Source organism: Thiosulfatimonas sediminis, assembly GCF_011398355.1.
Taxonomy (GTDB): Bacteria; Pseudomonadota; Gammaproteobacteria; order Thiomicrospirales; family Thiomicrospiraceae; genus Thiomicrorhabdus; species Thiomicrorhabdus sediminis_A.
In genome coordinates, this window is sequence record NZ_AP021889.1 from 1,860,902 (window position 1) to 1,887,677 (window position 26,776).

19 protein-coding genes and 1 tRNA gene are annotated in these 26,776 nt (G+C 45.3%); 3 read left to right on the forward strand and 17 right to left on the reverse strand.

Features of this window, described 5'->3' with window-relative positions; all coding sequences use genetic code 11:
* Positions 1-2 precede the first annotated feature (2 nt).
* The 4 genes from HRR27_RS08720 to HRR27_RS08735 form a co-directional block, all read right to left on the reverse strand.
* Positions 3-581, reverse strand: a complete 579-nt coding sequence (locus tag HRR27_RS08720) for an STY4526/YPO1902 family pathogenicity island replication protein (RefSeq protein ID WP_173272867.1) — start codon at positions 579-581, stop codon at positions 3-5.
* Positions 574-2,211, reverse strand: coding sequence for a ParB family protein (locus tag HRR27_RS08725; protein WP_173272869.1), 1,638 nt, complete (start codon positions 2,209-2,211; stop codon positions 574-576). Before HRR27_RS08725 ends, HRR27_RS08720 begins: the two co-directional genes overlap by 8 nt.
* Positions 2,204-3,031, reverse strand: a complete 828-nt coding sequence (locus HRR27_RS08730; protein ID WP_173272871.1) for a ParA family protein — start codon at positions 3,029-3,031, stop codon at positions 2,204-2,206. The genes HRR27_RS08725 and HRR27_RS08730 overlap by 8 nt, the downstream gene beginning before the upstream one ends.
* Positions 3,032-3,149: 118 nt before the next feature.
* Positions 3,150-3,226 (reverse strand) — tRNA-Met (locus HRR27_RS08735).
* An 876-nt stretch (positions 3,227-4,102) separates the two neighbouring features.
* Here HRR27_RS08735 and HRR27_RS08740 point away from each other — a divergent pair.
* From HRR27_RS08740 to HRR27_RS08750, 3 genes are all read left to right on the forward strand, one after another.
* A complete protein-coding gene (locus HRR27_RS08740) occupies positions 4,103-5,803 on the forward strand; it encodes a methyl-accepting chemotaxis protein (RefSeq protein ID WP_173272873.1) in 1,701 nt (566 codons plus the stop codon).
* A 381-nt stretch (positions 5,804-6,184) separates the two neighbouring features.
* On the forward strand, positions 6,185-9,373 hold the full coding sequence (locus HRR27_RS08745; RefSeq protein ID WP_173272875.1) for a PAS domain S-box protein: 3,189 nt from the start codon (positions 6,185-6,187) through the stop codon (positions 9,371-9,373).
* Position 9,374: 1 nt separating this feature from the next.
* Complete coding sequence (locus HRR27_RS08750) at positions 9,375-10,637, forward strand: diguanylate cyclase (RefSeq protein WP_173272877.1); 1,263 nt, start codon at positions 9,375-9,377, stop codon at positions 10,635-10,637.
* Between the two features lie 74 nt (positions 10,638-10,711).
* Here HRR27_RS08750 and HRR27_RS08755 read toward each other — a convergent pair whose 3' ends face one another.
* From HRR27_RS08755 to HRR27_RS08815, 13 genes are all read right to left on the reverse strand, one after another.
* Positions 10,712-13,540 (reverse strand): UvrD-helicase domain-containing protein, encoded by a 2,829-nt coding sequence (locus tag HRR27_RS08755; protein ID WP_173272879.1) that lies wholly within the window; start codon positions 13,538-13,540, stop codon positions 10,712-10,714.
* Positions 13,541-13,651: 111 nt separating this feature from the next.
* Positions 13,652-13,969 carry a DUF2818 family protein gene (locus HRR27_RS08760; RefSeq protein ID WP_173272881.1) on the reverse strand — a complete coding sequence of 106 codons (318 nt, stop codon included), beginning with the start codon at positions 13,967-13,969 and terminating at the stop codon, positions 13,652-13,654.
* A 105-nt stretch (positions 13,970-14,074) separates the two neighbouring features.
* Positions 14,075-15,511: an NADH-quinone oxidoreductase subunit NuoN gene (gene nuoN, locus HRR27_RS08765; protein ID WP_173272883.1), complete on the reverse strand. Its 1,437-nt coding sequence runs from the start codon at positions 15,509-15,511 to the stop codon at positions 14,075-14,077.
* A gap of 19 nt (positions 15,512-15,530) precedes the next feature.
* On the reverse strand, positions 15,531-17,045 hold the full coding sequence (locus HRR27_RS08770; RefSeq protein ID WP_173272885.1) for an NADH-quinone oxidoreductase subunit M: 1,515 nt from the start codon (positions 17,043-17,045) through the stop codon (positions 15,531-15,533).
* Between the two features lie 32 nt (positions 17,046-17,077).
* Positions 17,078-19,051, reverse strand: a complete 1,974-nt coding sequence (nuoL, locus tag HRR27_RS08775; RefSeq protein ID WP_173272887.1) for an NADH-quinone oxidoreductase subunit L — start codon at positions 19,049-19,051, stop codon at positions 17,078-17,080.
* A 6-nt stretch (positions 19,052-19,057) separates the two neighbouring features.
* Positions 19,058-19,363 carry an NADH-quinone oxidoreductase subunit NuoK gene (nuoK, locus tag HRR27_RS08780; RefSeq protein WP_173272889.1) on the reverse strand — a complete coding sequence of 102 codons (306 nt, stop codon included), beginning with the start codon at positions 19,361-19,363 and terminating at the stop codon, positions 19,058-19,060.
* Positions 19,360-20,004 carry an NADH-quinone oxidoreductase subunit J gene (locus tag HRR27_RS08785; RefSeq protein WP_173272891.1) on the reverse strand — a complete coding sequence of 215 codons (645 nt, stop codon included), beginning with the start codon at positions 20,002-20,004 and terminating at the stop codon, positions 19,360-19,362. Before HRR27_RS08785 ends, nuoK begins: the two co-directional genes overlap by 4 nt.
* A 23-nt stretch (positions 20,005-20,027) precedes the next feature.
* Positions 20,028-20,519, reverse strand: a complete 492-nt coding sequence (nuoI, locus tag HRR27_RS08790) for an NADH-quinone oxidoreductase subunit NuoI (RefSeq protein ID WP_173272893.1) — start codon at positions 20,517-20,519, stop codon at positions 20,028-20,030.
* 11 nt (positions 20,520-20,530) lie between these two features.
* A complete protein-coding gene (gene nuoH, locus HRR27_RS08795; RefSeq protein WP_173272895.1) occupies positions 20,531-21,592 on the reverse strand; it encodes an NADH-quinone oxidoreductase subunit NuoH in 1,062 nt (353 codons plus the stop codon).
* Positions 21,592-23,694 carry an NADH-quinone oxidoreductase subunit NuoG gene (gene nuoG / locus HRR27_RS08800; RefSeq protein ID WP_173272900.1) on the reverse strand — a complete coding sequence of 701 codons (2,103 nt, stop codon included), beginning with the start codon at positions 23,692-23,694 and terminating at the stop codon, positions 21,592-21,594. Before nuoG ends, nuoH begins: the two co-directional genes overlap by 1 nt.
* A gap of 55 nt (positions 23,695-23,749) precedes the next feature.
* Positions 23,750-25,030 carry an NADH-quinone oxidoreductase subunit NuoF gene (nuoF, locus tag HRR27_RS08805; RefSeq protein WP_173272902.1) on the reverse strand — a complete coding sequence of 427 codons (1,281 nt, stop codon included), beginning with the start codon at positions 25,028-25,030 and terminating at the stop codon, positions 23,750-23,752.
* Positions 25,031-25,033: 3 nt separating this feature from the next.
* A complete protein-coding gene (locus HRR27_RS08810) occupies positions 25,034-25,525 on the reverse strand; it encodes an NADH-quinone oxidoreductase subunit NuoE family protein (RefSeq protein ID WP_173272904.1) in 492 nt (163 codons plus the stop codon).
* Positions 25,522-26,775, reverse strand: a complete 1,254-nt coding sequence (locus HRR27_RS08815; RefSeq protein ID WP_173272906.1) for an NADH-quinone oxidoreductase subunit D — start codon at positions 26,773-26,775, stop codon at positions 25,522-25,524. The genes HRR27_RS08810 and HRR27_RS08815 overlap by 4 nt, the downstream gene beginning before the upstream one ends.
* Position 26,776 lies beyond the last annotated feature (1 nt).

Consider the following 26,776-nt stretch of genomic DNA (forward strand, 5'->3'; position numbering starts at 1 on the left):
TCTTAGATCTCCTGCAAGCATTGTTTTAAGTCTGCACCTGATCGATATTCTTCAATGACCGTCCAGACCACTTTTAAATTCGCATCGATACCTTCTTTAATCAAAAGATCACAAATCTCGCAGTAGTCCTTTGCACCAATATCTTTGGTGGTCAGCTCGCTTACCAGATGGTATTTTTCAATAATTCTGTCTTCTAGTTTTATGCTAACGACGCGCTTCATTCTTTTCGCATCAACACCCGTAGCAATTCTTCTTGCACAGGCTTCTCGCTTACTGATACCAAAAAAGTGATACAAGAAATCATTTGGTGCGCCCAGCGCTATGCAACGCTCAATTAGCTTTGACTCACCTACCATTTGCTTGATGAATGAAATAGACTCTTCATTCGCGACCACACGAAACGGCTGTATTCTTGACTTTGAAAGCCGCTCTATATGAATTTGTTCTAAGTTAGAAAAAACATTAATATCCTGTTCATTCAACCCCCATTCAGCCATCAACTCTTTAAGGCGACCGTCCGCCGATTGCTGGCAAATCTCACGAATAAGTAGGCTTAGAATATCGCGCTGAAAGTTAGCCATTTTGCACCTCCCACAACGCTATTTTTTCTTTAGTAGCGCTCTCGATAAGCTTGCGAGTAATAACGCCCAATTGGCTGTACTTGTTGTTGAGAATGTCACTCGATGATAGCGGCAGGTTAAAAAATAATGCCGCAGTAGTGACATACTGGCCAAGATCACTCAGATCATCAAAACGCTCTTCTACTAATGCCTTCAGATCGTTTTCATGTGCAATCAAATCACTGTATTTCGTGACTTGATTACCCAATGTCGCACCGCAATTCAAATACAGCGCATACCAGACTTGCCAAATACGTTTAAACTCTGGTTTTTCGTCATCAATACCGCAATTAGTAAAATGGATTTCTTGCGGTAAATCGGCAAGCGCCCAACCAAACCCGCGGTTTGTTTTAATGACAATATCCTCAATACCGGCTTCTTCAGCCAATAGTACCGCCTGCTTAAGTGCAATTTGTCTCAGAAGATCTAAATCATCCTCTTCAACTCCTGGTTCAGCTCCTTCAAGAAGTTGTTCGACCAATTCACCCTCTACATCTACATCATTTTTTTCTGTAGATGGTTTTACCTGATCACTTTCTTTTGACTTGGTTTCAGGCTCAACCGTATTTTGTGTAGGCTCATCACCGATCTCTATCAAATCCTCAACACTCTCATCTTCCTCTTCAATCGCATCCCGTTCCTTACGATTTTCGATAGGATTTAATGGTGCCGTGCTATCTTCACCTCTATCTTGTTCTGGCTTCTTCTGCCCTTTTGGGCTATTAGACTCTGCAATCTTGATTCGGATTGAGTGAATATCGATACCAGTTGTTAATGCTGCTTCGGCTTCAAATGCACGCACAATTTCATCAGCATCCAACCCACTTTCAGAATGCTTATAAGCCTCTTTTAAAGACTCGTTAAACACTTCTTTAAACTTGTCTTCCGGAAAGCCTTCTTTATCCTTACCAATTTCTTGCCAGACCGTTTTAAGCTGACCTTCAGTTTTACGCACCCGCTCGACCACTGGCTTACCAGCACCGGCTTCCAACAATTCCGGTAGCACCGGATAAAGCTCTTCTATCGCGTAAATCAATGCACTTAAAACAGTTCTTCCTAGTGAATAACCACTTCTCTTTAACTCAGTCTCTAAGTCCCTTATTGACAACTTTCTATCAAGGTCTTTCTCAATTAGATCTCTCGCTTCAACAACCCCTCTCGCTCGATCGAGAAGGGTTAAATTGCCGCGTAGATCATTTTCGGTTAAATGGCTGATTAGTAGATCTTGTTCTTTTTCATACGGCTCAAAATAAACGTGTACATACAGATAAGCTTCATCTTTTGTCTCTTGATAAAGCTCTTTCAGTACAGCAAGACGTGTATTGCCACCAGCTCTGGTGGTGTAGTTATGCTCACCTGGTCTGCGAGTAATAGTGAAAGGCTGTTCAAGCCCCTTTTCACGAATGGATGCTTTGATTTCGGCATAGGCTTCATTTTTTACTTTACGAGGGTTTTTCTCGTAAGGCTCAATATCAACGACTTTTACGCGCATAGCAGTACGCGAAATCGGATCCGCCGGTTCTGATACCTGGCTCTTTGCTTGTCGGTTGCCTGATGCAACCAATGACACTCGCTCAATCTTTTTAGCCATTGTGCACCTCCGCAAACAAATCCAACTCGTTCACCAAATTTGTCATCAACTCTAAAGCTGATCCTCCTTTTCGTTTCGTCGAAGTTTCATATCGATGGGCTGGCATTTGGCTACTCGTCGCATCACGAAACGCAACGGTATCTGGGATTTCTGCATTAAGGACTCGAACAGGTACATCACAAATTTCTGAATAATCCAGTGAACGTATCTCTTCAGCGTAATCGCGGCTATCATTTGTGTTTGAAGTGCAATTAAGGAAAGCGCATAAAGGGGCGATTTTGCACCCCATAAATTGAGTGGATTCGGCCAAACGATTGACCATACCTAGTGTGTTGTGGATAAACTCACCGGCACAAAGTTTGTCGGGTATAACAGGGCTAATCAGTAAGTCGGCTGCGATAATAGTTGCTTCTTGAAGCGCCCCGACCGCGCCTTGCGTATCGATGATAATCACATCGAATTGGGTAAATCGCTGATTAAGGATGTATCTCAGGCGGGTACGACCGTCTGCGGTGTTTCTTACCCAGTTTTGCAGATCACCTTCCGGATCATCACTCATGACAATATGCAGGTTGTCTTCAATTTTTGAAGCGACCTCTGAAGGCTCTACTTTTGGATTGGTTACTAGGTGTGTTAGGCCGTAATCCGCAATCTCATCAACCGCATAATATTCCGATAAGCTTGGCTGCACATCAGCATCAATCATCAGTACATTTAATTTTTGGTCTGCGAGGAAAGCGCCAAGGTTAGCACTTGTAGTTGTTTTTCCGACGCCGCCTTTTGTCGATGCAACGGCAATAATGATAGGTGTTTTTTTCATACAATAAATCTCTTAACTTGATTTGGATTTACTGCTGAAAATATCTTTCCTGAAGGCTAAATGACAAAAAGCCCTGACTGAATCGGCTGAAAACCGCGCCAGTCAAGGCTTTGGAATGTGGTAGCGGGGGCAGGATTTGAACCTACGACCTTCGGGTTATGAGCCCGACGAGCTACCAAGCTGCTCCACCCCGCGACAATTTGTAGTACCGAACTGGTTGCTCTTGGTAAGCACCGTTGCTGTCCGATGTGGCGTATTATAGGGAGTTGCGAGGGTATTGCAACCTTTATATTAAAGAAATTTTATATTTTTTAGAATTCTCTTATAGGATGGTCTGCAAACGGCGTTTTAACGTTCAAAATCCCCCCTCTCACGCCAATACAAATCATTTTTTTGCTGATTGTTACGGTTTTTTTAGCACAATAAATCTATTCAGCCTTAACAATATAGAGCTTTAGGGTCCAATCTATCCCCTACACCTTTGACAAGCAACTACAGAACATGTCTTTGCAGAATCATTAAGGCGTAAATCGTTTATGTGCATAAGGTCATTGGTTCGACTCAACGGTTGTGGTACCAAGGAGCATATTCACTATATTGGTCGCGCTCATTTGTCTCTTTACTTCCATCAACTCACTTAAGGACTCTTCGTCCTGCAAGACTTCTTAGTCATCATTCGCCGCTCTTTTTTGCCCTAAAGATGAGTAAGAACATTTACTTATTATTAATCTCTGTTAATCTCAAAAACTTAATTTTAATGTACTCCATTACGGTACTCGGCTTAAGGAGATACAGAACAAGTCCATATGGCTTCAGGCACAGAAGAGTTTGACTGAGCAAGGCGGCGGTTCTTGTCATGTCTAGACCTGACAAAAACAGGAAACAGCACGCAAGTAAATTCTTCAATGCCTTGAAGGGAGAGGACTGCATGGTCAACCTTGTTGTTACGCCTCTCATCCATAGCGTTGGCTATGCATTTCGATGCAAGCTTAGAATTTGCGCCTTGCAATCCCACGCTGAAGTCAATTGGGACTTGTTCTGTGCCTCCTTCACAGGAAAGGTAGGTTGAATATGTTTCTCGATTTAGGTCATAAAGCATTAGATAAATGTGAAGTTGAAAAAGCACACCTCGCGGCTGAGTTAACAGCGATTAACCACGTTATGGCAACCATCGAATTTACCCCACAAGGCGAAATCGTCAAAGCTAACCAAAATTTTTTAAATGTCATGGGCTATCAGTCAAATGAGATTATCGGTAAACATCACCGCATTTTTGTACCGCAAGAAATTCATCATTCCGCAGATTACGCGGTGTTTTGGCAGAAGCTTGCCGCAGGTGAAACCTTTGCAGAGCGTTTTCAAAGACTCTCGAAACAAGGTGAAATCGTCTGGTTAAATGCGTCTTATAATCCGATTTATGATGCGGAAGGCCAAGTCACCCGAGTGATCAAATTTGCCACCGACATCACTAAAGACGTTGCCGCAGAGCTGGAAAATAAAGCGAAGTTAACCGCCATTGACAAAGTCATGGCAGTGATTGAATTTGGTTCTAAGGGGAATATCTTAACTGCCAACCAAAATTTCTGCCAAGCCATGGGTTACTCACAACAGGAACTCAAAGGAATGCACCATCGCTCTTTCGTATCCGACGAATTTGCACAAAGTAGCGATTACCTTAAATTCTGGGAAGACTTAGCCAAAGGACATCCAAAGGTGGACACCTTCCAACGTGTCACCAAATCAGGCCAACCAATTTGGCTGGACGCCAGTTATAACCCTATTTTTGATGTTAAAGGCAAGGTCGTTAAGGTAATTAAATACGCCAATGACATCACCGAGCAAGAAAATAGTCGTATCGAACTACGCGAGGCCGTCCGAGCGTTTACCAAAGTGATGAACGCTCAAGCAGAAGGTGATTTAACACTCTCGGTTTCCGGTTTTGATGCCAATCCAGACTTAAAAATGTTGCAAGATGCCATTAACCAAACCGAAGCGAAAATACGCGAAGTAGTGGATATTACTCGCGATGCTGCGGAAACCGTCAGCACTGCATCGAATGAAGTGAATCAAGGTTCGCAAGATTTGAGTCAACGCGTGCAACAGCAAGCAGCGGCATTGGAAGAGACTTCCGCAACGATGAACGAAATGAACAGCCAAGTGCAATCCACCAGTGAAAACGCACACCATGCCTCAGATGTCGCGAGACAGGTTCAAAGCCATGCCAATAAAGGGATGGACATCATGAAGAACACCATTGATGCAATGAATTCCATTCAGCAATCCAGTTCGCAAATTGAAGAAATCGTCACCCTGATTGACAGCATCGCTTTCCAAACCAACCTGCTGGCATTGAACGCCGCGGTCGAAGCCGCCCGCGCCGGAGAACACGGGCGTGGCTTTGCGGTGGTCGCCAGCGAAGTGCGTAACTTGGCACAAAAATCGGCCGAAGCGGCAAAAAACATCAAAAAGCTGATTGACGATACCGTTGACCGGGTGAAATTAGGTTCTGAATTAGCCAATGCTTCTGGCGAGATGCTAAAAGAAATCAACGGTTCAATTAATTCTATGACCAATATGATTGATCAAATTGCCTCCGCTTCAGCAGAACAGGCAGAAGGGGTAACGCAAGTACATCATGCCATTTCGGATATAGATGGCGTCACTCAACAGAATGCGGCTTTAGTGGAAGAAACCAGTGCGGCATCAGAAAGCTTAACCCATCAAGCTGGGGTACTACGTGAACAGATGGGCTTCTTTAAATCAAAAAATTAAGTGATTTAATCTGCAATCGCAGACCGGCTAGGCACGCATACCCCTACTCACTTTTTTAAAATACTATGTGACACAGAATAAGTCCCCATTGACTTCGGCGAGGCCTTGCAGGCTTCGCCCATAGGGCTTTGAAGAGTTTAACGGCGTGGTGCTTCCTGTTTTTGTCAGGTCTGGACACGAAGGCAAACAGCCGCCTTCTCAGCCAAATTGTTCTGTCCCTGAAGCCATTTAGCTTTATCTGCGTCTTCTTAACTGTTGTATTCAACCCATCTAGTGAATCGATACCGCCACTTTTTGAGCGAATAATTGACTTCTATCAGGGCATAAATACTTACCCTCTGTTTTAATACGTTTAATTCCAATTAACTTGGCTGCGCGCTCGTGATTTCAGATCAAACCTCCCCTATCTCCGAAGTAACTCTTGTCTGGAAGCATCAAACACTCTGGTCGGTTATTTATGTTTCCGACAGTATCGCCCCCCTCTTTGGGCATAGCGCCAGCAGCTATTTAGCCGCCGACTTTTCATGGTTACAAGACATTCATCCAGAAGACCAAGACCAGTTGCAACAAGAAATTGCCAGCGCGATACGCAATCCGAGCACAGTCGCGTTTACCCCAACGGTATATCGCTATTGTGATGCCACTGGACAATATCATTTTATCGATGCGCCAATCCAGATTAGCCGCGGTGAGAATAACAAGAGCATCACTCTGGCAACCACCTTATGTCCGGCACATGAACTTGTCTGCGTCAACAACTTCCGCCAACTCAAATACGTCACCGAACAGTTGCCAAACTTAATGGTCTATGTGTTTGAAATGAATTTACTTGGCGAAGCACGTCTACCCTTCACCTCTGAGCATTTTTCTGACCTTTTTGGACTTGCGCCTGAAAACGTGACTGCAGATGCCAGCCCCGCTTTTGCACGCGTGTTAAACGAGGATAACGATGCGCTGCGTGCCTCGCTAAAAGAATCCTATGAGCAGCTAACTCAATGGCAACACTGTTTTCGGGTACAACATCCGGACAACAAGATTTTATGGTTAAAAGGCCAAGCGACTCCGCAACGCATTAATCAAAATTGGGTCCGTTGGCACGGCTACATTTATGACGCTACCGCAGAAATCCAAAACACTTTGCAAGCTCAAGAGACTCAGTTGTACTTTGAAACCCTACTCAAATACAGTTCCGATGCGATTCATGTTTTGGATACGCAAGGTAACGTCATTAACTGCAGCCACTCTTTTGCGAGCTTACTCGGTTACAGCCATGAAGAGGCTTTGCAACTAAACGTTAGAGACTGGGATGCGAAATATTCCGAAGAAGAACTTCTACAGCACATCGCCAGATTAACCGATAAACCGATGATTTTTGAAACCCAACATCGCACTAAACACGGTACGCTCTTCGATGTCGAAATTAACGCCAACACAGTGCAATTTAATGGCAAAACCTATCTGTTTGCCGCTGCCAGAGATATGACGCAGCAACATCAACTGCAAATCCAGCTAGAGAAAGAAAAAACCTTTATTGAAGCACTGGTGGACAACGCCAACGCGATTATTGCGGTAATTGAAGCCGACGGCACCATGTCGCGCCTCAATAAATACGGACAAATTATGACCGGCTTTAATCAAGAGCAGATCGCGTCCAAACCGTATTTTTGGACGCGTTTTTTACCAGAGGCCATTAAAAAAGACATCAAAGCCTTATTTGATGGATTTGCTCTTGGGCAAACCATCCACTCCTATCGCAATGCGTGGATTTCCAAAGAGGGTCACCAGCGAATGTTTGAATGGTCAAACACGGTGATTTATCACAACGATGGCAGCGTCAACTATCTTTTGGCAATTGGTTTGGACATCAGCGAACAGCGCCAACAGAGCCCAGAATTTGAACGCGTGTTTGAAGCCATGAGCGATGCCATGTGTGTGATTGACTTAAACGGCGTCATCGAATCATGCAACAAAACCTTTAATCAACAGTTCAGTCATAACGCCTTTAACTGCAGCGGGCATTCGTTAAGCGAACTTATCAAACCTCTGAAAAATACTTTTAATCAACTGCTCAACGCGGTCATCAAACAACAAGTGGTTAAAGAGATTCATTTTAGCTACCACTCCCCTCTCGGCGAGACCCTTAAATGCAGAGCAAAATTAATATTGCTCCCAAACAACCAGCAGATTTTGGTCAAAATTCGCGACATCACGGAACTGCATAAACTCGAACAACAACTGCAACAAGAGCAGAATTACCACAACGCATTGCAACGTCACCAAAATGCACAGTGGCAACATCTACTAGCCACCGCCCAGCTTAACTTAGACGGCGTGATCGGCCTACAAAATCGACTCTTACAAACCATAACGGATACAAAAAACGCCGCCAACATTTCGCTCAGTCAACAGGTATTAAGTACGCTGCGCGACGAGCTTTTAAGCCAACCTTTTCAGCCAGATCTCGCAACCACCGTCTTGCCTGAAGAAGATAAAAACACGCAACAAGAGTATTTTTTTCTGGCCGATGTTATCCACGAGGTGCTCTTGCTGGTCGAACACCAAGCACAACAAAATGGCGTACAAATTAACTACCATGATGACGGAGCACTGACCCAAGCGTTACGCGGAAAAAGTGGCGTGCTGCGCCTAATTTTACAAAGTATTTTTAATTACATCATTCACTGTGCGCCCAAAACACCCATTGCGTTCTTTGCAGAGCAACTCAATGCCGCTGGAAATCAGATTTTACTGCGCTTGACGTTGCGTGCAGATTTAACAACCTCTCTATGCAAACTTCCTTTAAGTGCAGACAACTTTGCCCTGGCTCAGCTATGGTGTAATAAATTTGGTGCCAAACTCCAACACAGTAAAGACGCCGCCAACACAACACTTATCAGTGTGCAGGCAAGCCTATTTTTAGCCAATTCCGTGGATTCAACAACAGCCCCACTGGAGCCAAAGTTTCCACTGACGACAACACCAGACGCTCTAGAAAAGCAGACTGTGGAAGTGCCGTTCGATCTATCCCACTTGCAAAAAATATTAAGCAATAGCGCACAAATTTCGCATCTATTAAGCGCTTTTGATGGCCTGCTTGATACCTTCAAGCAAGCAATGCAGCAACAAACCCTGTCAGCACAAGAATGGAAAGCGTTGGTGCATCAACTTAAAGGCACTGCAGCCAATTTACACATTGAGGCTTTATCACAACTGTGTCGTCGCTACGAAACGTTAGAAAGGCCAGCAGAACACCATGCCCAAAGGCTTTTGATTTTGAACTTTGTAACCGACTTAAGCAATAAAATAGCGCACTATCAACAGCAAACCACCGCGACGGTGCCTGCTAGCAAAGTTCGATATAGTGCAGAGCAAATGCAGCAACACATGCAACAAATCTTACCGGTGCTACAAGCTAGAGGATTTGTCCCAGAAGAAAAATTGAGCCGCTTGACTTCAATGCTTGAACAACACCATTCGGCCCAGCTGGCACAAGACGTTTACGATGCGATTGATGGCTTTGAATTTGAACTGGCAATCGACACCTTAACCCCCCTTATAGAAGGACAGTAAAATGAATAAACCGAGCCAATCCATTTTAATTGTCGATGATGATCCACTTAATTTGAAATTCGCCGCAGCGGCTTTAAACGAACTTTACAACGTTCACTTTGCGTTGTCTGGCGCAGATGCGTTGCATTTTTTAGAGCGTCAGTCGGTCAATATGATTTTGCTGGATATTTTTATGCCGGGGATGAGTGGCTTTGACGTACGCGATGCCTTACAGAAACAGCCGAAACTGGCCAAAATTCCCATTATCTATTTAACCATCGACCAAACCGAAGAAACGGTTCAAGCTGCATTTGCCCATGGCGCTTGCGACTATATTGTCAAACCTTTTCTGAATAAAGAGTTGTTGGCGCGCGTGCGCTATCGTCTACAAAATGATGAACTCGCTCTGCAACTACAGAGTTCATTAAAAGAGAAAGAGTATCTACTGTCGGTCATTGATGACTATGTGATGTATGTACAAACTGACTTACAAGGCAATATTATTGAAATCAGTTCGGCACTCTGCGCTTCTTTGGAGTGCCAATCAGAACAGGTCATCGGCCAACCGATTAACATTTTTCGATCGCCGAAAACACCTGATGCCTTCTATGAACGCCTATGGCACAACTTACAAAATGGCCAACATTTTAGAGATGTCATTGAAAACCAAAGCCTTAATGGCGAAGGCTCGCATTGGTACAAAATTGATATTAACCCCTTTAAAAACACGCTTGGGAAAACCGTCGGCTATCTGGCGTTTTACAACAATATCGATGAGCAAGTGCGCTATCAGTTAGACGCCAATCGAGATTATTTGACCGACCTCTATAATCGCGCCCACTTTTCGGCGGAATTGGTGGATGAAATTTATCGTTATAAACGCTATGGCCGCCCCTTCTCGCTCATCATGTTGGATATCGACCATTTTAAAAGTGTTAACGATCTCTTTGGCCATGATGCCGGTGATCAATGTTTGCTGGAGTTTTCCCACATCGTCAGTCAAGTGGTGCGTAAATCCGATATTTTTGCGCGTTGGGGCGGTGAAGAATTTATGGTGCTTTGTCCGGAAACGCCGCTCGCCGGTGCACAGCGACTGGCAGAAAAAATTCGGTTTGCCATCGAACAGCATCCGTTCTCGGTCATTGGCCATAAAACCGCCAGTTTAGGGGTGGCGGAATACCATATTTCCATGAGTGCAGAAGTCCTATTAAAACGCTTAGATGAGATGCTATATGAAGCCAAAAGCGCTGGGCGCAATCAAGTTAAGGTTTACCAACTCAGATAGTGTGCGCCATAATCGGATTAAAATTCGCTTGATTGTATTGTGGTTGCTGGCTGTGTCTGCGATTAAACGCTCTTCTATTGATCGATGTAATCACATTTAGGGTAGGTAGAACAACCGTAAAAACGCCCATGATCAGATTCGCGTGCGGCCATATAACCAGTCGCGCATTTGGGACAAATTTTCTTCTCGGAATAATCGCACGCAGGATAATTAGAACAGCCTAAAAAGATACTGTATGGACCGCGACGTTCTTGCATTTTACCGCTGTGACATTTAGGACACAGTGGCACTTCGACCAATTTATCGCTCATTTTCACCCGTTTAATTTTGCCCAACTGGGTAACAAATTCCGAACGATCCGAGGCACTGGACAGAACAAACACACCGCGCTTCGCACGGGTCAAAGCGACATACAACAAACGTCGCTCCTCCGCGTGGCTAAATGCTTCCGGCTGGGGAATCACCAAATGCAGAATAGGATCATCTGAGCGCTCACTTGGAAAGCCATAAGGGCCAGACTCCAAGCCCATCAGAATCACATAATCGGCTTCTAAGCCTTTAGAGGAATGAATGGTTTTAAACGTAATTTGTAAAGCGGCATAACGCGCTTGATAATGTGCCAAATTATCTGGCTTTTGGCGATGATAGCGCGCCAAAAGATAAACACTTAAAGTAACATCGCGTTTCTGCGCAGTGTTGTTTAAACGCCATAACAGTTTTTGCACCCAATCAAGCTGATCACTCTCACTCTCATAAGCTTCAATGCGCACTTGATCCGCTGGAATATCCGCATGTGCCTTAACCCCCTTACGTAGTTGCTCAGGGTTTTGTTGGACAAACTCCGCGGCGACATCCGCAATGCCCTGATAACAGCGAAAAGTTTGCGTTAAGTAATTGGTGGCCGCAAAACCAAAATGTCGGTCAAAATGCGTCATGATGTCGATGTCAGCACCGGAAAAACGATAAATAGACTGCCAATCATCGCCGACTGCCATCAGCTTACACTGCGGATTTTGATTTAATAGCGCCTGCAATAAACGCTTACGATCTTGCGAAATATCCTGAAACTCGTCCACCAGAATATAGTTAAAAGGATGCACAAATTCGTGACTTTCCAACCGCTCGCACGCCAAATTGATTTGGTCGTTAAAATCTATCTGCCCTGCCGACTGCAAATCGTCTTGATAAGCCTGATACAAAGGCTTAAAGATTTCCAAAAACAGCGTCGTGCGAATCGGGTCATGCACTTCCGTGCTGGCCAGCTCTTGCTCAAATGCAGCACTGTCACCGCCGTTAGCTTTAAAGTGGCGTAAGAAAGCTTCAAATATGGGTAAATCGTCCTCAGGCCGGTAATGTTTATTAACCAACTGCGCCAACGCTTCGTTGCTCAATGGATGAAAAGCGACAGCGTGCGCTTGCAGCTGCTGTTTTAAGGTCTGCAGCACACTGCCGTCATCAAATTGCGCACTATAGGTTTCGATAAAATCAATTTTTAGACGTTGCGCGGCCTTACGTTTTTTGTCGACAAAACTGCCATACTCTGGCAAAAATTCCGGCCACTTTTTTTGCGCGTTTAACGCAAAATGAAAATGGTACAAGTCGGCTTCTGGGAAGTAAAAATCCGCTAAGGTACTTTTATTTTTCGAGCCTGCCAAAGGCTGTAAATAGGTAAATTCAACCCCTTGAGACACCAACCAGTTTGCCATCGTCAAGGTTTCCAACGAACTGACTTTCATACCATTTAATGCGGTAAAAATTGGGCGCTTTTTGCCCTCTTTACTGGCCGCATAACTGGCGCCCATTTGGCTCAGATAGTCGTAATACGCTTTTTGGGTTGGCAGTGCAAACAGATTTGGACGCGGTTTTTTAGCGAGCGCAAGATAATCGTACCAGCTGTCAGCAAAGTCCTCATCCTGCAATAAGAACGCAATCTTAGACTGTAAATACGCCAGCATTTCCTTACGATTCGCGCTCGCCAAATGAGAAAGCGCAATGGTTTGTCCTTGGGCGCGCAATACCGCTAATCCCAACGCATGAAAGGTGGCGCTGTAGCACGACTCGCCGTTACTGAACAACTGCAATTTCTGTTGCATCGCGGCGAGGCGCTCACCAATCGATCGCGCCGCTTCTTCGTTATACGCCAAAACACAAATCTGGTGCGGTTTTGCCAAGCCTTTGTTGAGTAAATACGCAACTTTGGCAACTAAAGTCGATGATTTTCCCGAGCCCGCCGAGGCGATTAACAACTGGCGGTCTTCTTCACAAACCACCGCGCGTTGCTGTTCAGCAGTTAACGGATAGCTTTCAATCTGGCTAAACAGTGCTGCATACTGCTCAATTTCTGCCGCCATAAACCGTTCATTATGCGCTTGGATGGCTGCGTTATCTTCGGCAAGATAGGCTTGCCAAAGCGAAATTTTCTGCCATAGGCTCTGTTCATCCGCACTGAAATCTTCTGCGCACAACTTGTTTAAATAAGGGTGCGCTAAGAGTTGACCCGCTTGTTGATTCCACTGTTTGAGTAAATTTTGAATACACTGTTGACTAAAGTAAACGGCGGCACTGCTCTCGGTCAAACTTGCGAGTACAGGGGTTGATGGAAGAGTGACTTGTTGTAATGCCTTTTTTAACCTGTGACGAATTTGGTAGTGCAGATGCGCGACAAATGCGCGGCTTTTCGACGTTGCTAAATGCTGTAAACGAAAACTGCCTTGAGCGGTGCTGATGACTAACTCGTCCATAACCAACCCAATGCTCCGATAAACTCGGACAATCGCTAAGTAGTCAATCTGCTGACGCTGTTGGCCATCATGCATCAATAAATAGTCTGCATGTAACTCAAGACAGCGCTGACGATGACACAGCTTTTGTTGCGATTGGGCGGTGTATTGGGCGTCCGGCACGAGTTTTCTCAAGTGGTGATTGATGAAATAGAAAAGCAGAGTGGCTCAAATAAAGGGTTATTCAAGTGGCTTGAATAACCCTTTATTTGAGCCACTTGAAAGTGAAATTAACTAAGCACCCTTTTTGAGAAAGTGCGTTAGATTGTAACGGTAGATAAAGCCAGGGAAGGCAAAAATCATAAACATAAAGAATACCGTTACATAAAATTCCCATTCTTGGGGCGCTACGTGTCCCATGGTTTTGTTTTCCAGTAAATAGGCAAAAACACCGGTAACACCGAAATAGATGAACCATTCAATAAAGTTCACCACAATCGACTTGTGTGCCACCTTAATCAATAAAAACAAACGGTTGCCCATAATGAAAGGTAAGTTGGCCAAAACCAACGCAGTAATCAACAGTAACCAAACGGCTTGATCAGCGTCCATAATTTCTCTCTTTTGTCGTTTTACAAAATAAAAGCCCGACTGAGCGGGCTTCTATAATACACAGTTTTTCAACGCTTAAACTAAGCTAGCGACCAAAAAATCTGACTAAATACTTAAGTAGCAAAGGTCGATTAACGAGCTTGGCAATAGACCTAGAGCCAATAGCAAGATAGCCACAAAGCTTAAGCCCCAGTGTAAGGATGGGCTGATGATTTCCACCGGACCTTTGTTCTCCGATTGATCGAAATACATCGCCTTAACCACGCGCAGGTAATAGAAAGCGGAGATAACCGCGGTCGTCACCGCAATCACCGCAATCCATGTGAAGCCAGCGGCAACCACTTCTTCGATAACGATAATTTTTGCCCAAAAACCGATAAACGGAGGAATACCCGCCATCGAGAACATAATGATTAACATCATCAACGCCAGCCATGGATTCTTCTGATTTAATCCTTTGAAATCAGCGATACGATCAAACTCATGTCCAGTACGCGACAAGGCCGCAATAATACCGAAACCAGCCACACCGGTAATCGCATAGACAATGACATAGAACATTGCCGCGGAGAAACCGTTATCCGTTGCCGCCAACACACCTAATAATAGGAAACCGATATGGCCGATACCCGAGTAAGCCAGCATGCGTTTTAGATTGTCTTGCGCAATCGCGACGACCGCGCCGACAACCATCGACAGAATCGATAGCATAATAATCAGTTGCTGCCAATCCCCGACCAAACCTGGCATCGCTTCGTAAAGCAAACGATAAACCATTGCAAAAGCCGCAATCTTTGGAGCCGTTCCCAAATAAAGCGTTACTGCAGTTGGTGCACCATGATACACATCCGGCATCCACATATGGAAAGGTACAGCCCCTAACTTAAAGGCCAAACCAATGACGACAAATACCACACCAAAGGCAAGCACAATACCGTCTGCAGAACCAGAAGCAATCACGTCTTTCATTTCCGTGAAGGTGATGGTTCCCGTTGCTCCGTAAATCATTGAGAAGCCGTATAGCAACATACCGGTTGCCAGTGCGCCCAGTACGAAATACTTCATACCGGCTTCAACCGCCATGCCATCATCTTTACGCAATGCAATCATTGCGTACATGGCCAACGACATAATCTCTAAACCTAAGTACATGGTGATGAAATTGTTCGCCGAAATCATGACGAACATACCCAAGACACCAAACAAACCTAGGACGAAAAACTCACCACTGACAAACTTATGCTGTGCAAGGTATTCGCGAGCGAATAGGAAAACACCAAAAGAGACAGCAATGGTGAACAGTTTCATAACATCAGCAAAGCTGTCACGAACAAAACTGTCGTTAAAGGTATAAATCGTTTCTGCGCTGAAGCTCGTTAGAATCAGATACCCAACAACTAACAAGGTCGCTTGAATCGCATAGTAGGTCGCGTTCTGAAAACGTTTAGACCAAAACGTGTCTGCAACCAGAATCAATGATGCCATGACCAACAGCACGATTTCTGGGATTGCAGGCGCAAAGGATGGAATTACAAAATTCATACTTATCTTTCACCTACCCTTAAAGTTTTGACGTGGTGGCTTGCACCAGTAAATTTCCAACCGAAGTGTGCATCACTTCCATTAGCGGTGATGGGAAAACCCCTAGCGCGATAACCGCGACAGCCAGAGTCGCCATAATCGCAAACTCGCGCTTATTCAAATCCTGCAGTTTTTCGACGTTTTCATTTGTCACTGCACCGAAGAAGACGCGCTTGACCATCCAAAGGGTATAAGCCGCACCGATGATTAAGGTAAGTGCTGCTAGGATACCGTACCAGACGTTCGCTTTGAACGAGGCAATGATTACCATAAACTCACCCACGAAGCCTGAAGTACCCGGTAGACCAGAGTTCGCCATCGCAAACAGCACCGCAAACATCACGAACCACGGCATCTTGTTCACCACACCACCATAAGCGGTGATTTCACGGGTATGCATACGGTCATACAAGACACCGATAGCCAAGAACATTGCGCCGGAAATGAAACCGTGCGAGACCATCTGTACCATCGCCCCTTCCATACCAATCGCAGCACCAGCCATAGTGCCGTGGTTTTGCATGATGTCATACACCAAGAACATACCTAGGGTAACGAAGCCCATGTGCGAGATTGACGAGTATGCAACCAGTTTTTTCATATCCGACTGCACCAGCGCAACGATACCGATATAAACGATTGCAATCAGCGATAGGCCGATAACCAACCAGTCCAGAGTCATAGACGCATCAGGCGTAATCGGTAGCGAGAAACGGACAAAACCGTAACCACCCATTTTAAGCATGATGGCTGCAAGCACCACCGAACCGGCCGTCGGTGCTTCAACGTGCGCATCCGGAAGCCAAGTGTGGACCGGGAACATCGGAATTTTTACTGCAAACGCCAATAAGAAAGCGATAAAAATCAGAATCTGTGCGTTCATCGCCAGCGGCATATTTTGGAAATCCAAAATCGAGAAACTACCAATCTGCCAGTACATATATAGGAACGACACCAGCATGAAGACCGAACCTAGGAAGGTATATAGGAAAAACTTCATGGTCGCGTAAACACGGCGTGGTCCACCCCACTTACCGATAACAATAAACATCGGAATCAGTAGCGCTTCCCAAAACACATAGAACAAAATCGAATCTAGCGCAGTGAAGACACCAACCATGATGCCGCCCATAATCAGGAAAGCGCCCATGTACTGCTCAACACGTTCTTTGATGACATCCCACGCAGAGGCAATGACCAATACTTGCGTAAACGTGGTCAGCAGTACCAATGGCATCGATAGACCATCCACACCAAGATAGTACTGGACATTAAACATCGGAATCCACGCCACCTGTTCCACAAACTGCATATTGGCAGTATCGTAGTTAAAGTTCGTCCACAATGGAATTGACAGAATAAACGTTAGGCCCGCTACAATCAGCGACAGCCATTTGGCGACCGTATCGTTATTACGGCCGGCAAACAACACTAAGAGACCGCCGATAATCGGCAACCAGATCAGTGTGCTTAAAATAGGAAAGCTTGTTAGCATGAACTATAGTCCCTTTTCTTATTATTCTTCAATTACCACAGAACCCAGATCAACATGCCTAGAAGGCCGAAGATCATGACGAACGCGTAGTGATACATGAAACCGGTTTGCGTACGGCGCAATCCACGAGCCGAGTGCGCCACCGCCATAAAGGTATTGGTAACCATACCGGTATCAATCAGTTTGATATCAACCCATTTAGTAAAGAAGTGACCAAGCTTACGGGTACCATCCACGAAAACGATTTCGTTTAGACGGTCAAAGCCATAAGCGTTATCCAGCATATAGTGACCACGTGGACACATCTGCTTCAACTTACCAGGCATATTTGGCATCTTGATATACATCAGCCAAGCTAATGCCACACCAGACAAGGCCAAAATAACAGGCAAAGTCGCAAACGAAGTCCAAATCAGGTTAAAAGTCCCTTGGAAATACTGGGTATAAACCATCATCATCGTGTCGTTAGCAGGATCGATTTTAATCGCATCTCCGAAGTACTGACCATTGAGCATCGATTCAAACATCGGAATCCCCATCAGCACCGATGGAATTGCCAATAGAATCAGTGGCACGGTTACGACTAATGGTGACTCTTTAATTTTATGTGTCTTGACGTATTCAGACTCTTCGCCATGGAACACAATGAAGAACATACGGAAACTATAGAACGCGGTAATAAAGACACCGGCCATCAACAACACATACGCAAACGTTGAACCAAAACGGTCGGAATAATCCAAACTCAATAGAATCGAATCTTTCGAGAAGAAACCTGAGAAACCTGGGAAGCCAATCAATGCCAAGGAACCGATCAACATAGCCCAATAGGTAATCGGCATGTATTTCTTCAAACCACCCATCTGACGAATGTCTTGGATGTGGTGCATAGCAATAATCACCGAACCTGCTGCCAAGAACAGTAGTGCTTTAAAGAATGCGTGCGTTAATACGTGGAACATTGCTCCAGCGTAAGCAGACGCGCCCAGTGCTGCCGTCATATAACCCAACTGCGAAAGCGTTGAATAAGCAACCACGCGCTTAATGTCTTGCTGAATCAGACCCAATAGCCCCATCATGAATGCCGTCAAGGCACCAACGATTAACACCACAGACAGCGCCACTTCAGACAGTTCATAAGCCGGCGACAGACGCGCAACCATAAAGATACCCGCAGTAACCATTGTTGCCGCGTGAATCAACGCAGAGATAGGTGTCGGACCTTCCATCGATTCCGGTAGCCAAACGTGTAGCGGCATCTGTGCCGATTTACCCATCGCACCGATAAACAGAAGAATCAACATCACCGTAATCATTGACCATTCCACTCCTGGAATGATTTCAATCATCACATCTTTCTGGGTTGCCAACTGACCGAAGAACTCTTGATAGTCCATGGTATTGAAGTAGACATACACTACCGCAATACCCAGAATGAAACCAAAGTCACCCACACGGTTAACTAAGAAGGCTTTCAGGTTCGCCTGAATCGCCGACTCACGCTTCATGTAGAAACCGATCAATAGGTAAGACACCAGACCGACCGCTTCCCAACCGAAGAACAGTTGCAGGAAGTTGTTCGCCATAACCAATGAAAGCATTGAGAAGGTGAACAACGAAATATACGAGAAAAAACGCTGATAATACGGGTCATCATGGCCGTAGTCTTCATCGTGATCCATGTAACCGATGGTATAGATATGAACCATTAGTGATACAAAAGTAACCACTAACATCATCGTCGCTGACAGTTTGTCGATCATGAAACCGATCTGGAAACTGACGTTATCAACCACCATCCAGTTATACAAGGCCGCGTTATACTCTTCCGCACCTTGGAAAACATACAACCAGAAAACATAGAAAGACAAAACTGCAGAAATGGCAACACCGGCAATGGTCGAGAAGTGCGCGCCGGCACGACCGACTTGACGACCGAACAGGCCAGCAATCATTGCACCCACTAAAGGCGCAAGCAGAATGACTGTTAAAATCTCATGTAACATTCAGCATTACCCCTTCAATGAACCAAGATCATCAACATTGATGCTCTTACGATTACGGAACACCAAGACGATAATCGCCAGACCAATCGCCGCTTCTGCCGCAGCAACCGTCAAAATAAAGAAAACAAAAATCTGCCCAGTCACATCGTTTAAATAATACGAAAAAGCCACTAAGTTGGTATTTACCGCCAGCAGTAATAACTCGATTGACATCAGTAAAACAATGACGTTTTTACGATTTAGGAAGATACCTGCCATGCTGATCATAAACAGCACTGCACCAAATAAAAGATAGTCAGAAAGCGCAATCATTTTTTCTGTTCCTCCTCAGATTCCACGATTGGCTTTTCAACCACCGCATCCATTTTGACCATCTCAAAGCGATCTGCTTTAAGGGTACGGTTCTGTTTATCGATATCTTGGTACAAGACTGTACCTGTTGGGCGACGACGTAAAGTCAAAGCAATCGCCGCAACAATCCCTACTAACAACAATACCGCTGCCAGAATAAAGGCATAAACGTGTTCGGTGTAGAGCGGCACGGCAATCGCTTTGGTGTTGCTGTAATCCGCCGGTTTCATTTCTGGCATCGCATAATTTTGCAATCCAAAATGATTTGGACCGATGACCATATACATCAAGGCAAAAATAGCAAGTGCGGCCAAAGCACCAATCGGTAGATAACGGGTAAAGCCCTCTTTTAAAATCGCCATATTGATGTCAAGCATCATCACCACGAACAGGAACAGTACCATCACCGCACCAACATACACTAGGATTAGCACTAGGCCTAAAAACTCAGCCTGCGCCATAATCCATAGACCTGCGGTCGAGATAAAGGCAAGTACCAGCCAAAGCGCAGCTTTGACTGGGTTTTTAACAGTAATCATCATCAATCCCGAGATTGTGGCGATGGCTGCTAACAAATAGAAAATAAATTGTTCAAAACTCATAACAGTTCTCTTCGGATTACGGATTAACGGTACTTAGCATCCGTAGCACGATCGGCAGCAATTTGCGCTTCATGCAGGTCACCAAAAGCCAATAAATCTTCTTTGGTGCGGATATGCGGACCACGTTCGTGAAATTCGTATTCAAACACACGAGTTTCGACAATCGCATCCACCGGACAAGCTTCTTCGCAGAAACCACAGTAGATGCATTTGAACATGTCGATGTCGTACTGTGTGGTACGACGCGTACCGTCATCACATTCTTCCGATTCGATGGTAATTGCGTTCGCCGGACAGACCGCTTCACACAATTTGCAAGCGATACAACGCTCCTCACCATTTTCATAACGACGCAGCGCATGATGCCCACGGAAGCGTGGCGAAAGCGGTGTTTTCTCTTCTGGGTAACGTACCGTTATCTTCTTTTTAAAGAAATATTTACCGGTTACTGATAAACCCTTGAATAACTCAGTAAGACCCCAGGTCTTAATTTGATGTTTTAGAAATTTACCCATGTCAGCCTCTATTAGTTAAACCATGGACCGAAGTCGAAGTATTTCATTGCGCCAACCACAAACACCCAGACAATGGTTAATGGAATCAGCACTTTCCAGCCCAAACGCATTAATTGGTCATAACGGTAACGAGGGAAAGTAGCACGAAGCCATAAGAATACAAACAGTAGGAAGGCTACTTTAATCGACAGCCAAGCCAATTGCGGAACCCATGAGAACAAAGCCTCAAGACCCGGAATGCCTTCAAACGGTGATAACCAACCGCCCAAGAACATGATAGAGGCCATGAAAGAAATCAAAATCATCATGGCATATTCTGCCAACATGAAAACCCCGAACGTCATCCCTGAGTAATCAACATGGAAACCGGCAACGATTTCCGCTTCCCCTTCGATTACATCAAACGGCGTACGGTTAGTTTCTGCAAGACCAGAAATAAAGTACACAAAGAACATCGGTAACAAAGGCAACAAGTACCAGTTAAGCATGCCGCCCTGCTGACCATTAACGATTTCCGTTAAATTCATGCTGCCGGCAATCATCAAAACGGTAACCAAAGCAAAGCCCATCGCGATTTCATACGAAATCTTCTGAGCAGAGCCACGCAGAGCGCCTAGGAAAGCGTATTTCGAGTTAGAAGCCCAACCCGCAACGATGGTGCCGTAAACAAGAATTGACGATACTGCCAATACATATAAGACACCTGCGTTGATGTCGGTCACGACAACGCCTTCACTGAATGGGATAACCGCATAAGCTGCAACCGCTGGCGCAATGGCAAGAACCGGCGCGATAATAAACAGGTATTTATTAGATTGTGCTGGGAAAATCACCTCTTTGGTCATCAACTTAAGCGCATCCGCTATTGGCTGTAATAGACCTAAAGGACCCACACGGTTCGGCCCCATACGCACTTGCATAAAACCGATTACTTTACGTTCCGCATAAGTTAACCAGGCGACCACAAGCATAATCGGCAGAATAACCGCCACAGCTTGCAAAACTAACGTAATGGTAATCGCTAACCAGTCGTATAAGAAGCCAGACAAAAAGGCTTGGATTGCATCAAACATTAATCTTGACCTCCGACCATCGTCGCCACACTGGCATCCGGTGTTTTCTGTAACGATGGCGCACGACGCACAATGGCATCCATTTGATAAGGCGCTACCATAACCACTTGCGCATCATTATTAACGCGAACCAAAGGCGCATCCAACTGAGCAAATGCCAACGTAGTGTGTTTGTTATCTAAAACTTCACGCAGCACTTCGTTGCTGTGCGTCGCTTCAAAACCATTCAAATTGAACAGATTCCCCATAACACGCAAGACTTTCCAAGCGGCTTTGGCATCCCCTTGCGGTTGTGCAGCCATCTTGAACGACTGTTTAGTACCGCTTAAGTTAACAAAAGTTCCTGCGGTTTCGGCAAACAGTGCAATCGGCAAAATCACATCGCTATATTGACGCGCTTCTTCGTTATCAAAAGCGCTCATACTGACGACAAAAGTGGCATTACGGAACGCTTGCTGTGCTTGTTTTGAATCACTGAAATCAGCTGACTCCAAGCCCATCAATAGATAAGCGTCCATGCCTTGCAGCATTTGCGTCACGTTTTTACCTTTAACCGGCAAAAAATTCACCAAATTCGCACCAACTTCATTGGCTTGCATCGGCAAAATACTCAATGAAGAATCGGTGTGTTTCGCCAAGCTATCAGCCAATTTGCACAACAGCGCATAATCGGGATGCATTTGCGCAATCTGACCCAACAATATTTCACTGCGTTTGGCCGAAATCAAGGCAGTCACTTGAGCTTTAATCGCATCAGAAACAGTGACATCTGCCAAGAAATCGACTTTATCGCCCTTCATATCCGCAGCGGCTTTCGCCATGGCGGCAAGATTAGCCACCATTCCTTGCTCGTCAGACAATTGCGTTAATTTATAGTTGTATTTGAACTCACTTGGATTAACGGCAATGACCTGCGCACCTTTTAAAGATGCTTTACGAACACGTAGGTTAAGAATCGGCAATTCTTTACGTAAGTAAGAGCCAACCATCACAATCGCGTCCTGCTTTTCGATATCGGCTATTGATGATGTTAATGCCGGCGTATGAAAACCTTTGCTATCCGCAGAAAAATCCACTTGGCGAGTACGATAATCGATGCTTTCAGAACCAATCCCGCGTGCTAATTTTTGCAATAAATGCAGTTCTTCCAGTGTGGAGTTAGCGGATGCCATAACGCCTAAGTTGGCTGGATTAATCGCTTGCAAACCTTCTACTGCAAATTGCAAGGCGTGTTCCCAATCAGTGACTTGCCACTTACCGTTAACTTTAATCATTGGCTGAGTTAGACGATCTTCCGCGTTAATCGCTTCGTAAGAAAAACGATCACGATCAGAAATCCAGACTTCATTGATGGCTTCATTCTCATCAGGAACAACACGCATTACTTTTTCGTTTTTGGTATGAATCTGAATGTTCGAACCAATCGAATCATGCGCAGCAATTGCTTTGTGCGCTTTCAACTCCCAAGTACGCGTGGTGTAACGGAAAGGTTTTGATGTCAAAGCGCCAACTGGACATAAATCAATCATGTTGCCGGACATTTCGGAGTCAATCGATTTTTCAACATAAGTCCCGATTTCCATCCACTCAGAACGGCCGGTGGCTCCCAGTTCCATCATGCCAGCGACTTCTTGGCCAAAACGCACACAACGCGTACAGTGAATACAACGCGTCATGTCAGTGCTGATTAATGGACCGGCATTCTTATCCCCGACCACACGCTTCGCTTCCACAAAACGTGAGACGTCATCACCATAATCCATGGCAACGTCTTGCAGCTCACACTCACCACCCTGATCGCAAATTGGGCAATCCAACGGGTGGTTAATCAATAAAAATTCCATTACCGATTTTTGTGCGGCAATCGCTTTCGCAGACTTCGTCCGCACCACCATGCCATCCGTTACTGGAGTAGCACAAGCAGGCAACGGTTTCCACGCACCTTCAACATCGACCAGACACATACGGCAATTTGCCGCAATGGAGAGTTTTTTGTGGTAACAAAAACGGGGAATCGGAATTTGAGCGCCGTCAGCGACGTCAATCAGCATATCGCCCTCATGCGCCTCGATAACTTGTCCGTTTATTTCAACTTTTACCATAGTTCTTTAACCTAAATTTGATTTGGTTGGTGTAGCCCAAAACCATTCAGACCGCTTATTTACGATCGTAAATGCTGCAACCGTGCTCAATATAATGCTTAAATTCATGCTCGTATAAATCCACTGCCGAAGCCAATGCGATGGTTGCCGCATCACCCAGACCACAGATTACATTGCCCATGATTTTGCCTGATACATCTTTAAGGGCTGCAATGTCTTCTGGACGTCCCTTGCCTTCGACGATGCGGTTTAAAACACGCATCAACCAACCGGTCCCCTCACGACAAGGCGTACATTGACCGCACGATTCATCCCAGTAAAAATGCGACAGGTTTTGACAAACCTTAACGATGTCGGTGGTTTCATCCATCACAATCATCGAACCCGCACCTAAGAATGAACCCGCGCCGGCAATCGAGTCGTAATCCATGTTCATCTGCAACGCTTTTTCCGCTGGAATCAACGCGGTAGAAGCGCCACCTGGAATGACACACTTCAATTGACGTCCTTGCCAGACACCACCTGCTAATTCAAGCAGATCTTTAAACGGTGTCCCCATACGCACTTCGAAGTTACCCGGATTGTTGACGTGTCCGGAAACCGAGTACAGTTTTGTGCCTCCAGCGTTTTTCACGCCTAGGTCATTGAACCACTTCCCGCCTTTTGCCAAGATCATTGGAATCGACGCTAAAGTTTCTGTGTTATTAATGGTGGTCGGTCTACCATAGAGACCGTAGCTTGCTGGGAAAGGCGGTTTGAAGCGCGGTTGCCCTTTTTTACCTTCAATCGATTCCAGCAGCGCCGTTTCTTCACCACAAATATAAGCCCCCGCACCCAAATGGGTGTGGAGGTCAAAGTCCCAACCGGAACCTAAAATATTGTTACCTAGCAGACCAGCGGCACGCGCTTGTTCAATCGCGTTTTTGAAGATTTGGTACGGTTCCCAAAATTCGCCACGAATGTAGTTATAACCTTGCGATGCCCCAATAACATAACCGGCAATCATCATGCCCTCAACCAAGGCGTGTGGGTTATAACGATGAATATCACGGTCTTTAAATGTCCCTGGCTCACCCTCGTCCGAGTTACAGACGATGTATTTTTGCCCCGGTGCATTGCGGTTCATAAAGCTCCACTTCAAACCGGTTGGAAAACCGGCACCACCACGGCCACGAATACCCGACGCTTTCACCTGTTCGATGATTTCCGTCGGCTCAAGCTCGCCAGTGACCACTTTTTTCCAAACTTCATAACCACCATTCGCCATATAGACGTCGATGTCATAAGAGCGTTCTAGGTGGTTTAGACGAAAACAGTTTTCATTTTGATGAACCATCTTTTACTCCAATTCGTCTAAAATTTTGAATAATTTCTCTTCGGTCAGATGTTCATGGTACTGCTTACCGATCTGACACATAGGCGCGCCGCCACAAGCTCCGAGGCACTCAACTTTCTTAATTGAGAATTTGCCATCTGCGGTAATCTCACCCGGCTTAACGCCCAATTTGTCTTGCAATTTGACGCGCAACTCTTCACCACCGCGCAGGTAACAAGAGATTGAGTTACACCAATTAATCGAGTGGCGTCCAACCGGCTTATGGTTGTAGTTACCGTAAAAAGTCGCCACTTCATAGACAGCAATCGGCGCAACCCCAAGGTATTCGGCAATCTCATCCATTAATTCGTTGGTAAGACTCCCGCCATTCGCTTCTTGTACAATCCGCAAAGCCGGCATGGTTGCCGACTGACGCTGATCTGCAGGATAGTTCGCAATCCAAGTGTCTATGCGTTTTTTAACGTCGCCTTGGATAATGTTTGTTTTGGTACTCATCGGTCGATTTCTCCAAATACAATATCTTGGGTACCGATAATCGATACCACGTCAGCAATCATGTGTCCTTTTACCATCTCATCCAGTGACGCTAGATGAGGGAAACCTGGAGCACGAACTTTCATACGATAAGGTTTGTTGGCACCATCAGAAACCATATAAATACCAAACTCCCCTTTCGGATGCTCTACCGCAGCATAGGCTTCCGAGGCCGGAATACTATATCCCTCTGTAAACAATTTGAAGTGGTGAATCAAAGCTTCCATATTGGATTTCGCGTCTTCACGCGAAGGCGGTGCCACTTTATTATCAGAGGACATTACCGGTCCATCATTCTCTTTCAACCACTTCACGCACTGTTTGATAATTTTATTGGACTCGCGCATTTCCGCCACACGCACCAAGTATCGGTCATAACAGTCACCGGTTTTACCAATCGGGATGTCAAAATCCATCCGGTCGTATACTTCGTACGGCTGTTTTTTACGCAAATCCCATGCGATACCAGAACCACGTAGCATTGGGCCAGTAAAACCTAACTGCAAGGCACGTTCTGGCGAAACAATACCAATATCAACGGTACGCTGTTTCCAAATACGGTTATCCGTCAATAGCGTTTCATATTCATCGATGTAACCAGGGAATCGCTCGGTAAAGGCTTGGATAAAGTCCAACAAAGAACCTTCACGTGTTTCGTTTAGCTTGTCGAGTTTTTTACCCGAATGCCACTGTGATTCTGAGTATTTCGCCATGCTATCCGGCAAATCACGATAAACCCCACCTGGACGATAATAGGTAGCGTGCATACGCGCACCAGAAACCGCTTCATAGCAATCCATTAAGTCTTCACGCTCACGGAAAGCGTACAAAAACACGGTCATAGCACCAATATCCAGTGCATGAGCCCCCAACCACATCAAGTGATTTAACACACGAGTAATTTCATCGAACATGACACGGATGTATTGCGCACGCTCAGGTACTTCAACACCGAGCATTTTTTCAATCGACATGACGTAAGCATGTTCATTAGACATCATGGAAACATAGTCAAGTCGATCCATGTAACCGATAGATTGGTTGTAAGGTTTAAACTCGGCCAGTTTTTCAGTACCGCGATGAAGCAGTCCGATATGCGGATCGGAGCGCACCACGGTTTCACCATCCAGCTCAAGAACCAAACGCAAAACCCCGTGCGCTGACGGGTGTTGAGGACCAAAGTTCAGAGTATAGTTACGAATTTCAGGCATA

Excerpts from the sequence above, each read along its gene's own strand:
- nuoI (WP_173272893.1), bottom strand. The coding sequence starts at position 20,519 with ATGGGTAAATTTCTAAAACATCAAATTAAGACCTGGGGTCTTACTGAG.
- HRR27_RS08725 (WP_173272869.1), bottom strand. The coding sequence starts at position 2,211 with ATGGCTAAAAAGATTGAGCGAGTGTCATTGGTTGCATCAGGCAACCGA.
- HRR27_RS08785 (WP_173272891.1), bottom strand. The coding sequence starts at position 20,004 with ATGAGTTTTGAACAATTTATTTTCTATTTGTTAGCAGCCATCGCCACA.
- HRR27_RS08810 (WP_173272904.1), bottom strand. The coding sequence starts at position 25,525 with ATGAGTACCAAAACAAACATTATCCAAGGCGACGTTAAAAAACGCATA.
- nuoL (WP_173272887.1), bottom strand. The coding sequence starts at position 19,051 with ATGTTACATGAGATTTTAACAGTCATTCTGCTTGCGCCTTTAGTGGGT.
- HRR27_RS08760 (WP_173272881.1), bottom strand. The coding sequence starts at position 13,969 with ATGGACGCTGATCAAGCCGTTTGGTTACTGTTGATTACTGCGTTGGTT.
- nuoN (WP_173272883.1), bottom strand. The coding sequence starts at position 15,511 with ATGAATTTTGTAATTCCATCCTTTGCGCCTGCAATCCCAGAAATCGTG.
- nuoG (WP_173272900.1), bottom strand. The coding sequence starts at position 23,694 with ATGGTAAAAGTTGAAATAAACGGACAAGTTATCGAGGCGCATGAGGGC.
- HRR27_RS08720 (WP_173272867.1), bottom strand. The coding sequence starts at position 581 with ATGGCTAACTTTCAGCGCGATATTCTAAGCCTACTTATTCGTGAGATT.
- HRR27_RS08730 (WP_173272871.1), bottom strand. The coding sequence starts at position 3,031 with ATGAAAAAAACACCTATCATTATTGCCGTTGCATCGACAAAAGGCGGC.
- nuoK (WP_173272889.1), bottom strand. The coding sequence starts at position 19,363 with ATGATTGCGCTTTCTGACTATCTTTTATTTGGTGCAGTGCTGTTTATG.
- nuoF (WP_173272902.1), bottom strand. The coding sequence starts at position 25,030 with ATGGTTCATCAAAATGAAAACTGTTTTCGTCTAAACCACCTAGAACGC.
- HRR27_RS08750 (WP_173272877.1), top strand. The coding sequence starts at position 9,375 with ATGAATAAACCGAGCCAATCCATTTTAATTGTCGATGATGATCCACTT.
- HRR27_RS08815 (WP_173272906.1), bottom strand. The coding sequence starts at position 26,775 with ATGCCTGAAATTCGTAACTATACTCTGAACTTTGGTCCTCAACACCCG.
- HRR27_RS08740 (WP_173272873.1), top strand. The coding sequence starts at position 4,103 with ATGTTTCTCGATTTAGGTCATAAAGCATTAGATAAATGTGAAGTTGAA.
- nuoH (WP_173272895.1), bottom strand. The coding sequence starts at position 21,592 with ATGTTTGATGCAATCCAAGCCTTTTTGTCTGGCTTCTTATACGACTGG.
- HRR27_RS08770 (WP_173272885.1), bottom strand. The coding sequence starts at position 17,045 with ATGCTAACAAGCTTTCCTATTTTAAGCACACTGATCTGGTTGCCGATT.